The following is a 9,948-nucleotide window of genomic DNA, read 5'->3' as shown; positions in this document are numbered from 1 at the left end:
GTAATTGAAGATATTTTGATTACTTTAGGTAAGCAATATCATTTGATTCGTCCATTAGATTCAAATGAAAATTTATTCCTTTATCTTGTTTTAGATCGCTCTAAATCAAACTTGGCTATGGCTCGTCACGAGTTAAAAGCATTTGAAAAAGGTTTAGACTTTTCTTGATTTTTTAGGGTCTGTGGACATTTCATAAATGGCTTGCGTTGTAGGTTAAAATTGATCAGGTATGAGGAGTATACTCCGCAAGGAAATGAAGAGAATAGCGAGACTATTTTTAAGTTTCATAACGTAGCCTGAGATAATTTTAACCACAACCCTGAGCAAGAACAAAGCACTGCTTTGTTTGCAGCGCAAGGCGTAGCGGGGACTAGCGTGTTTTTTGTCACTTCGTCGTTCCCTTGCGAAACAGTGTTTCTCATCATTTAGAATGACTAAATTTCGTATTTCGCGCCTAGAATCGCCTAAAAAACACACCTAGTCGCAAACATAGACGAATTGTTCACAGACCCTAGTCTGATTAAAGCATTATTTACTTTCAGTGGTTTGCTTCCAGTGATCAAGCTGTTCATCGGCAGTGAACATTTCTCCCATACCTTTGACTGCATCACTTGGATTTTTAAGCTCACCATCAGCAGATTGCTTTTTCTCATCATAGACTTTGGCTTGGTTTTCCCAATATTGATAACGTAAACCTTGAATATAGCGCCCTTGTTCTGTTTTAAGATCCAAGTCTTTCAACATATTGAGTGCCGATTCAATATTATCTCGCTTGAGTTGGCGATCAATGTCTTCGGTTAGACTGCCATCAGCAGCACGTTTTTTAAGATCAGCTTCTAAAGCATTATTATTTTCAGTAAATTTTTGATCATATTCGTCGAGCAAGGCAATATCGTGTGCATCATTCGGCGTACTCGGAAAGGCTTTAATCGGTTTGGTTTTCAGTTGGTCCATAACTTCTTGAGATGCATCTTTCGGCTCAGATGAATTGTTTTGTTGACCATCTTTAGGGGAACAAGCAGCCATGAAAACGATAGATGTGAGTAAACTTGAAAGAAGCAAAGGGCGAAGTATTAAATTCATGGTAAACATTCCTCATTAAAGCGTATCAATTAGCGCAGTTTCCTAAAGTTATAAACATAGGTGACATAAGGGAAGTCTATTTCATCTTGAGCTTGTTTGCCCGTATATTCCGATACAATCTGTTCGAATTTGTGTTTCAATTTGAGTTGTTCTTGTTCTGGCATCGCTGCAATAAAGCTGGTTGAGAGCAACCGTTTACTCACCACATTTTCTACTGTACCTGTGTGTAGCTGTGAAAATACTTTAGCGGTTTCAAGTTGGAACAAAAATTGATTTTCAAATACCTGCTTCCATTGCCCGCTGTGATAGCGTGGGGTATCTCCTTCAAGGGTTGCGAGCAAATCTGCCAATGCTTTCACCCAGTCTATATTCTCGTCTCGTTGATTCCAAACCAAACCTAAATGACCTTCGGGCTTTAAAACATGGTGGATTTCGTTCAATGTTTCGATATTGGCAAACCAATGAAAGGACTGAGCGCACAAAACAGCATCAATACTTTCAGATTCTAACGGAATTTGATCACTCTTCGCTTGAAGCGTTTGCACATCAGGATGTACTATTTTCAACTGCTCCAGCATTTCAGAAACAGGTTCAACTGCAATGATATTGGGCGTCGCTTGTTTCAGATAAGGTAGAAATTTTCCAGTACCTGCACCCAAGTCAACCACCTTTGAATCTGGGCTGAGTGCTAAATCTTCGATGAGCCATTGAACCACAGCCTGTGGATAATTGGGTCTGGCTTGTTGATAGAGTTCAGCAGCCGTACTGAAACCTTTTTGAGCAGCAGGATGTAAGGAATGTGTCATATTTTGCGCTTTTTTATCTGACTAGACTCTATAAAATATGACACTTGAAGCAATCAATAGGCAAGAGCCGATTGATTTAATTTCAGCCAATGAAAGAGCGGATGCTCGGTGTGCGAATGGATAAACAAATAATTTTTGAAGATGATCATATCAGAGCAATCTATTTAACAGGTGAATCTGACACTTTAGTCCTGTCATTTGGGGACTTGATCACTCGCGCCAAAGGGCTTTCAATTAATGCTGAAAAGTCTTTGATGAAATATAACTATGCTGTTGTCGGTATTATGCCTAAGCAAAAGTCTTGGTTTCCTGCATCAAGTATGGCTGCTCTTTTACAGCATCTGCAACCCATCTTAAGTCAATTCAAGAATATTGTCGGTTATGGTGGATCGATGGGGGGCTATGCAGCGATCAAATATGCCAAAGATTTAAACATGAATCGTGTAGTTGCTATGGTTCCGCAATATTCAATAGATCCTTCAGAAGTTGAAGATAAACGTTATACGGATTTCTATGACGCTGATTTAAACGCAAATATGCGTATTCAGGCACAGGATATTGTTGAAGATTGTGAATACATCATTGTTTATGATCCGTATTTTGAAAATGATAAAGAACATTATTTAAAAATTAAGCCGTTAATTCCTCAACTACATACTCTTCATTTACCCTATACAGGGCATGATGCAATTGCTGTTTTGGCGAACTCTGCCTTATTACATGATTTTATTGAACGCCCCTATGATCAAACTTATTTCTATAAGCAGATTCGTGAGGTCAAGAAGAACAGTAAGTTTTACTATCGCAGTGTGATTGCTCGTTTGTTGGGAACACACAATGAAGCATTGGGTAAAATTCTCAAAGGAACTGATATTCAACTGGACAGTACTTTCTTTGATGCCAGTTTAAAGCAGACTATTACCCGTATTTTATTAACCAATAAACGTGTGGATGAGCAAGATCTGCAAAAGCTGGGGATTCAGGTCAATTTTGCATTTGAGGACAAAACCCAGCTACAAGACAACTTTGGTAATATCTTGGTATTTAATGTCATTACCCAGAAACTGGAAAGCTATGATCAACAGGTGATTGATGTTAATGGCAAATATATTATTCCATTAAATGTTGAAAGCAATGGTCTAGCGCAAGTCGAAATTAAGAAACAGACGTATTTGATTTGCATGAATGATCGTCGTGTGACTAAACTCTTTAAACATGATGAAGCGTTGTCATTGGATATGAATCCAATTGTGATCAAGAAAACCCCTGACTTTTATGTGTTGAGTTATAAAAACTTCTATATGAGCTGTGATATTCAAGGTCAAGTCAGTTTTGACGATGAAAGTTTAAATGAGTTTTGTCATTTTAAGATCGCTTAAGCTCAGGCAATTCATCGTATGACTAAATCGGCTTTGGCTAAAGCTTTTTTAACAGCATCATTCAATAATATAGCCTTTTTTCTCGCCTTCTCTCAAAAAGAGAAGGCATGATCAAGAGCAATATGATTGATTACTTATCATGCTTTCGAATGTATGCAAGTGCTTTAAAAGCACCTTCATTTAAATACATTGTTTTAAATAGCGTGTTGGGAACAATGCTTGATATTTCTTAAATTCACTTTGAACTTTTAAGTCATCGAGTTTATAAGTTTCGCTAGAATGTTGATAAACACCTGTTACCGCCATGAGTGAGCCTTCTTGACCTTCTTTGTAATGATAACGAAAGGTTTTTCGTGAGGCATGTAGAAGTTTTTGATCAATAAATTTATAACTAAATAATAGATCTTCCATTTCTAAATAATACCGAGCCTCTATACGACAACCTCGATTCAATTGAATTAATCTAAAATAATTTCCTTCTGAACTTCTAAATTCTGCCTCATCTAAATTTTGAATCGATTGTAAAACGAGATCTTTTGCATGTGCTGAATATGCAGATAAGATAAAACAACTCATCAATAATATCAGTGAGCTTGATTTTGATTGTTTCATTCTAATATCTTTTTAAATTTCATTTGATTGACTATATCGTCTAAGTACATGTTTGAATATAAAAAAAGAGGCCCCCATGCCGGAGATCCCCATAAACTGAAATTCAACTTGAAAAAAATAAAGTTTAAAATCTACGATTTGCGCGTTTAAAGGTTCCAAAGTCATTAAATCGCACACCATTTTCTTTCATGATTGGATAGCAGTCTTCAGCAATCGCTTGGCGGATATAAAATGGATCACGAACAACAAAGTGATGTATTGCATGAGTACCTGCAAAGTTAAAACAAAATGCCTGCAAAGGTTTCATGCGCCAATCCGTCCAAATCTGGCATTGCTGTACAACATTTCCATCCTCAACATCGCCGTAATAATGCATATTGGAACTGGTGAAGTGTAAACTCAAGGTACGGAGAAAGTTAGGCGCAGCAATACTTACCGCATAAAATTTTGTGCTGCGGTCAACAAACTTCCATAAGCTATTTTTAGGTTGTGCGATGCCAAAAGCTTTCATTGCTAATTTGGTAGCACTGATCAATAGAAAGCTATGCCAAAGTGCATAATGAATATGCCCAAATGGTGCATAACTTGCAGATAGCTTTGCCTTTAATTTGAGCTTTTCAGTTTTCGATAAATTCTTCTGCGCATGAATATAGCGGTTGGTGGTTTTCATCATGGTGATGGGGCGTAAATAGACAGCCAACATATTGTCACCTGTCATGATCAAGCGTTTTAAACCCCATTTGTCACCATTGTTAATACCTCGTTCTTCTAAATCTGTTTTTGTACCTGAGGATTTATGGTGATGTAGGTGTACTTCACGACGTATCCACGGATTGACTGTACTTGGACGAAAGGCATACACGGCTGCAAGCATGGCATCATTTATTTTTTTATTCTTACGATAATACATTTGATGAATCAAATCGTGTTCCAGTTCATGCAAAATTGACATCCAAAATGCAGAAAGTGGAATTGCCACATACCAAGCCATTTTCCCGCGAGCGTATTGTGTTATATTGAAAATAATCCCTGTAATAGCAGTGCCCAGAATACTTAAACCGATTTGATCTTGATATTGAACTAGCCAAGGATGGCGTTCTCGTAACTGATTCCCAGCTTCCAAAATCGCTTTACGAATTCGATGACTGCGTTGCTCATCTTCAGGGTCAGCAAAGTTTTTGGCTTTGTTTAGCTTGGATATATGTACATCGGAAAGGGGTAAATTCATTTCCGTTTTCCTCTATATTTTTGTTTGAGAACAAGGAAGTTTTAAAAACCAACATTTGTTGGATTTTTTTGAGAGATTATCTGATGATCAAAATAACGTCAACGTCAGTTTTAAAGAAAATGACCAAAAAAGTGAGTCAACCAAAACAAGAACGCTCACAAAAAAGAATGGAAAAGATGTTGGCGACTACGCAAGAATTGTTGTTATCCATTGGAATTGAAAAGATTTCTATTCCTGAAATTGCTAATGCTTCTGGCGTTCCTCGTACCAGTATTTATCAATTTTTTCCGACGAAATACGATATTTTGCGTCATATTGCACTCGCACACTTAAATGATTTGGTGAAACAACTGGGGAAGGCTGCTGTTCGCGTTTTGACGGATAATCCCAAAGCAAGCATCGAGGTATACGGGCAACTGCTTTCAGAAAGTATGATTCGGACCACGGCTAAATTTTTTAATGAATCAGAAATTGCCAGCTTACTGATTCTTAGTGGTCCTTTTACACGGCAAGCTTATCTTGAGTATCAAATCGAGTTGAAAAAAGTCAGTGATGGCGTACGTAAAGCATTGGAAATGATTCAGGTGGATAATTATGTCCCTCAACAACCTGATACTTTAACCATTTTGATGGAATTGGTTTTTACCTGTATGAAGCATGGTTATTACAATGAAAGTTATATTTCTGAAGCCATTATTCAAGAAGCCTACCGTATGACCAATGCGTATTTATTGGCACTCAAAAATAACACCTTTGGTTTTCCTCAAGTATCAACACAATCTTAAAATTATTGGATTGGAAAGGGGTGTTTTTAAAGCTGAATAATGACGGTTTACATTTCAAAATATTCTAAAGAGCTGTATGAAAATCAGTGAAATTTTCATGTTATAAACAAGATTGTGCAAATGATTGAAACCACAAGGTAAAGGCAATGAAGGCTGTATTTTTAGATTATGAATCTCTAGACAAAAATGATTTGGATTTTAGTCAGTTAAACGCAGCTTTTGATGAACTTGTACTTTATCCTTCGACCACGACTGAGCAGGTATTAGCACGTGTAGCACATGCCGATGTGGTCATCAGCAATAAAGTATTGATCAATGCTGAAACAATTGCGCAATCGAAGCATCTAAAGCTCATTTTAATTTCGGCAACAGGAACCAATAATGTCGATTTAGATGCAGCCAAGTCTAAAGGCATCGTGGTGTGCAACTGCCAGGGCTACGGCACATCAGCAGTTGCACAGCATACGCTGACATTGATGTTGGCTTTAGCAACCTCTTTGCTCAAGTATGATCATGCTGTGAAGAATGGAGAATGGAATAAATCTCCAATTTTCTGTTTATTGGATTTTCCTATTGTAGAGTTGTCAGGAAAAACTTTAGGGATCATTGGTTATGGAGAGTTGGGGCAAGCGGTTGCCAAATTAGCTGAAGCTTTTGCTATGAAGGTTTTGGTAGGGGCTCTGCCAAGCCGTCCACAGCATAAAGAACGAATAGCTTTTGCTGAACTACTTCCACAAGTTGATTTTCTTTCTTTACATTGTCCTTTAACTGATGAAACACGTGACTTGATTGATACACAAGCATTGGACTCGATGAAAAAATCAGCATTCTTAATCAATTGTGCCCGTGGAGGCATTGTGAATGAGCAGGCTTTGGCAGATGCATTAAGACAAGGCAAGATTGCAGGAGCTGCGATAGATGTACTCTCTGTTGAACCTCCGCAACAAGGAAATGTGTTGCTTGCAGAGGACATTCCAAACTTAATTATCACACCGCATAGTGCATGGGGGAGTGTTGATGCTCGGCAACGTATCGTAAATCAAATGTTGGAGAATTTTGAGGCATTTCAGCAGGGCAAGATGATCCGTCAAGTGAATCACTGAGGCTTTAGAACATCGTTATAATGCTATAAACAAGCTTACCACTGCATCATTGCCCTTTAAATTAAGATTTTCTCCGATCTCAGCTTTAATGAACTAAGCTTTAATGAACTGATTTTAAGAGCGTTTATCTTGGTACACCTGCATCATCATCTGTTGAAATGCTGGTATTGGTATTTTGATTTGGCTTGGAGTCCGTTGATGACGGACTCGGTGTGTTGGTCTGGTTCTCTATAGGCAAGCTTTGTTTTTTGATTTCAAGCTCCGGTTGTTCGGACTGAACATTTTGCGAAGCTTGTGTTTGAAGTGATGGTTGTGCAGATACCGTCGGCTGATCTGGGATGTTTTGATTAGAAATGTTTGGAACAGTGGCTGTAACAGAGGGATTCGCTGAGTTTGCAGTAGTTGATGATTGACTCAAGCTGCCTTGTTCTATTGGCACGTTATAGCTGTTTTTGCCCATCACACGGTCTTTGGTCTGTTCAACCTTTTTGACAGCGGTATCTATACCTTGTCGTGTATTGTCTCGGGCAATCGTTGCTTGTTCACTGGTATATTTTTTCGTATTTTCAATGGTTTCATCAAATGAAGGTTTGATTTTTTGAATGCCTTTTTCGGTTGCATCTCCTACTTTTTCAGCCGTATTTTGTACTGCTTCACCTGTCTTATGGGCTAGGACTCTAAATATATTGGGGTTATCACCATAAGGTTGTGTATGAGTGTCTGTTTGAGCATAAAGTGATGATGTTGCACATATTGCAGTGATCATACATAAACTTTTCATCTTCACCATGTTTTCATTCCTTTATGATGATGTCATTAACGCTGTGAATCATATTGAGCAATAGTACTGTTTTATTCAATCACCCGCTTAAACAATAATAAATCAACGACAGCAAAATATAACAATATATGGTTCGTATTATTACTGAGTATTTGAAAGAAAAGCCCACGGATGTGAGCTTTTCATCTTAATATTGTGGGTTAGAGGTCATCAATTGCAATTATTTAGCGGCAACTTTGGCTTCTGTTGATACGCCGACGTTTGCACTACCTACAGGTGTTTTCACATGTGTTTGTGAATTTACTTTAGCACCTGTGTTGGTTGATTTCGGCTTGACCAAGTCTTTGGTTTTTTGCCAAGTTTTACTGGTTGCAGATTTGGTTTTATCTTTCGCTTTTATCGCAGCTTCTTTGGTGTTATTACCTGCTTCTGAACTTAGCTTTTTGGTATTTTCCCAAGCACCTTTGCTGGCTACTTTACCTTTATCGATTCCAGTTTCAACACTTGTACCGACTTTATCAGCAGTATTTTTAGTGCCATCCCAAGCATCTTTAGAGACTTCACGAGTTTTGTCGACACCTTTTTCTACACCAGTACCGACTTTACCTGTTACATTCTTGGTGCCATCCCAAGCATCTTTTGACACATCACGGGTCTTATCGACACCTTTTTCGATACCATCACCGACTTTAACGGCAGTATTTTTTGTACCATCCCAAGCATCTTTTGAGACTTCACGAGTCTTATCAACACCTTTTTCAATACCATGACCAACTTTGTCTGCTGTATTATGGATTCCTTGACCAATATTGCTGAGTAGACCTCCACCATTTGCATTGACTTCAGCTGATGCATTGGCGCTGACATTTGTATTGGCGAAAATAAGAGGAGAGCTAGCTAAAAGGGCTGTAGCGATCACTGTTGTTTTAAGCATTTTCATAATTAGTTTTATCCTATACCTGAATGAGTTCAAGTTTGAGTGTTGCCTATCATAATGTTAAATTTGAGTGAAAATAGTCTTAGAGATAAAACAGCAACAGCTTATCTACACAGTTTTAACAATAATGTAAAAATTATGAATAAAGATTAAGATCGAGTTTCTATGAAAAAAACTTTATTTTTTATTTTAAAATTCTGATACTTATAAATGAAAACTCACGATTCTAAACGTTGTGTTATTCACATCGTCATCTTGTCATTGAAACAAAAAACACATAAGCTTTGGAATCAATCTATATCTTATTCCTATAATGAACAATATAAAAATCTTAGTGTTGTTGGGTATATTTTTCAGTTTTAGACCGAGTTTTGCCTGTGCTTGTGGGGAAGAAATCCCTTTCAGTCATCAAATGATTGGCTGGGTTACAACGGCTATCATTTTTTTAATCTATTTAGTTCCTAGTTTCTATTTTGCAAAATATTTTAAGAAATATCAGCTATCCATCCTACACCTCGTTTTGCCTCATATATTGATGTTAGGCATGCTTTACGCTTTGTTGAATTCTTTTAAATTGGGTTTAAATCCAATTTATTATTGGTTTGCGGATTACCTGCCAAATAACTTAATTTTTGTTGTGATTGGACTGATTGGTGTAATTTTTTGGTTCTATCCCGTGATTTATGTTGTTAAAAAGAGCTAAATGATTTTGCATTTTAGCCCTTTTAGCTTCAACGACGTATCAGAGTGAAGTGCTGAGATTAATTACATTTTTCCAGATTTGCTGCTTTAAAATTGTTTTTGAGTGAATTGAAGTTTTTTAGCTTTTCAGCATCTTTAGAATCAAAAACTGTCTGCTTCTGTTCAATATCCGCATCGACATTTGAAAATGCTGAAATCAATTGCTCTCCTTTAAAAATCCAATGTTCAGTTGCTTTTCCTTTTTCAAAGTTCCCTGTAAATTCAATCACACAGTTATCTGTTTGGCGAATGAGTCGAGCAAGATTGTGTTTGGTGTTGGGCGCTGCTGAGATATTTTTGTGTTGTTCTAAAACAGTCGGTGCATTTGGATTAGTGGGTGTCGTTGAGCAGGCGCTGAGGGCGAGTGTCATGAGTATTGCGGGGAATATGATTTTTTTAGTCATTACTGTTGCGCTCAGATTGAAAGGTTGATATTCAGTGTATACAAATCATTGGATAGATTAAGCTTTATTTAGTTTTTGATTGTTAAAGA

General features: G+C 37.4%; 10 protein-coding genes and 1 pseudogene. 4 read left to right on the top strand and 7 right to left on the bottom strand.

Annotated elements, in window-relative coordinates; all coding sequences use genetic code 11:
• A pseudogene (locus tag AAV97_RS21105) lies at positions 1 to 168 on the top strand (roadblock/LC7 domain-containing protein); the annotation flags it as partial.
• A gap of 360 nt (positions 169 to 528) precedes the next feature.
• On the opposite strand, the gene AAV97_RS09805 reads toward AAV97_RS21105, so the two are convergent.
• Positions 529 to 1,083: a hypothetical protein gene (locus AAV97_RS09805; protein ID WP_004826494.1), complete on the bottom strand. Its 555-nt coding sequence runs from the start codon at positions 1,081 to 1,083 to the stop codon at positions 529 to 531.
• Between the two features lie 29 nt (positions 1,084 to 1,112).
• The gene (locus tag AAV97_RS09800) at positions 1,113 to 1,889 is read right to left on the bottom strand and encodes a class I SAM-dependent methyltransferase (protein WP_004826495.1); all 777 of its coding nucleotides are present in this window, start codon (positions 1,887 to 1,889) and stop codon (positions 1,113 to 1,115) included.
• Between the two features lie 116 nt (positions 1,890 to 2,005).
• Between AAV97_RS09800 and AAV97_RS09795 the strand changes: the two genes are divergently transcribed.
• Entirely contained in the window at positions 2,006 to 3,268 is a 1,263-nt protein-coding gene (locus tag AAV97_RS09795) for a hypothetical protein (protein ID WP_035301289.1), read from the top strand.
• A gap of 180 nt (positions 3,269 to 3,448) precedes the next feature.
• Here the strand turns inward: AAV97_RS09795 and AAV97_RS09790 are convergent, their stop codons facing one another.
• On the bottom strand, positions 3,449 to 3,880 hold the full coding sequence (locus tag AAV97_RS09790; protein ID WP_046760441.1) for a hypothetical protein: 432 nt from the start codon (positions 3,878 to 3,880) through the stop codon (positions 3,449 to 3,451).
• A gap of 124 nt (positions 3,881 to 4,004) precedes the next feature.
• Positions 4,005 to 5,108 (bottom strand): fatty acid desaturase, encoded by a 1,104-nt coding sequence (locus AAV97_RS09785; protein WP_046760440.1) that lies wholly within the window; start codon positions 5,106 to 5,108, stop codon positions 4,005 to 4,007.
• An 83-nt stretch (positions 5,109 to 5,191) separates the two neighbouring features.
• On the opposite strand from AAV97_RS09785, the gene AAV97_RS09780 reads away from it, so the two are divergent.
• Positions 5,192 to 5,893, top strand: coding sequence for a TetR/AcrR family transcriptional regulator (locus AAV97_RS09780; RefSeq protein ID WP_004826499.1), 702 nt, complete (start codon positions 5,192 to 5,194; stop codon positions 5,891 to 5,893).
• A 146-nt stretch (positions 5,894 to 6,039) separates the two neighbouring features.
• A complete protein-coding gene (locus AAV97_RS09775; protein WP_046760439.1) occupies positions 6,040 to 6,996 on the top strand; it encodes a 2-hydroxyacid dehydrogenase in 957 nt (318 codons plus the stop codon).
• Between the two features lie 124 nt (positions 6,997 to 7,120).
• Here AAV97_RS09775 and AAV97_RS09770 read toward each other — a convergent pair whose 3' ends face one another.
• The 3 genes from AAV97_RS09770 to AAV97_RS09755 all read right to left on the bottom strand — a co-directional run bounded on the left by AAV97_RS09770 (position 7,121) and on the right by AAV97_RS09755 (position 9,859).
• The gene (locus AAV97_RS09770; protein WP_046760438.1) at positions 7,121 to 7,786 is read right to left on the bottom strand and encodes a hypothetical protein; all 666 of its coding nucleotides are present in this window, start codon (positions 7,784 to 7,786) and stop codon (positions 7,121 to 7,123) included.
• A gap of 211 nt (positions 7,787 to 7,997) precedes the next feature.
• Positions 7,998 to 8,717 (bottom strand): hypothetical protein, encoded by a 720-nt coding sequence (locus AAV97_RS09765; RefSeq protein ID WP_046760437.1) that lies wholly within the window; start codon positions 8,715 to 8,717, stop codon positions 7,998 to 8,000.
• A gap of 758 nt (positions 8,718 to 9,475) precedes the next feature.
• The gene (locus AAV97_RS09755) at positions 9,476 to 9,859 is read right to left on the bottom strand and encodes a hypothetical protein (protein WP_046760435.1); all 384 of its coding nucleotides are present in this window, start codon (positions 9,857 to 9,859) and stop codon (positions 9,476 to 9,478) included.
• Positions 9,860 to 9,948 lie beyond the last annotated feature (89 nt).

The organism is Acinetobacter sp. Ag2 (assembly GCF_001005515.1).
Classification (GTDB): domain Bacteria; phylum Pseudomonadota; class Gammaproteobacteria; order Pseudomonadales; family Moraxellaceae; genus Acinetobacter; species Acinetobacter bereziniae.
The sequence above is the reverse complement of the archived record's forward strand: the minus strand, read 5'-3'. Positions and strand labels throughout refer to the sequence as shown.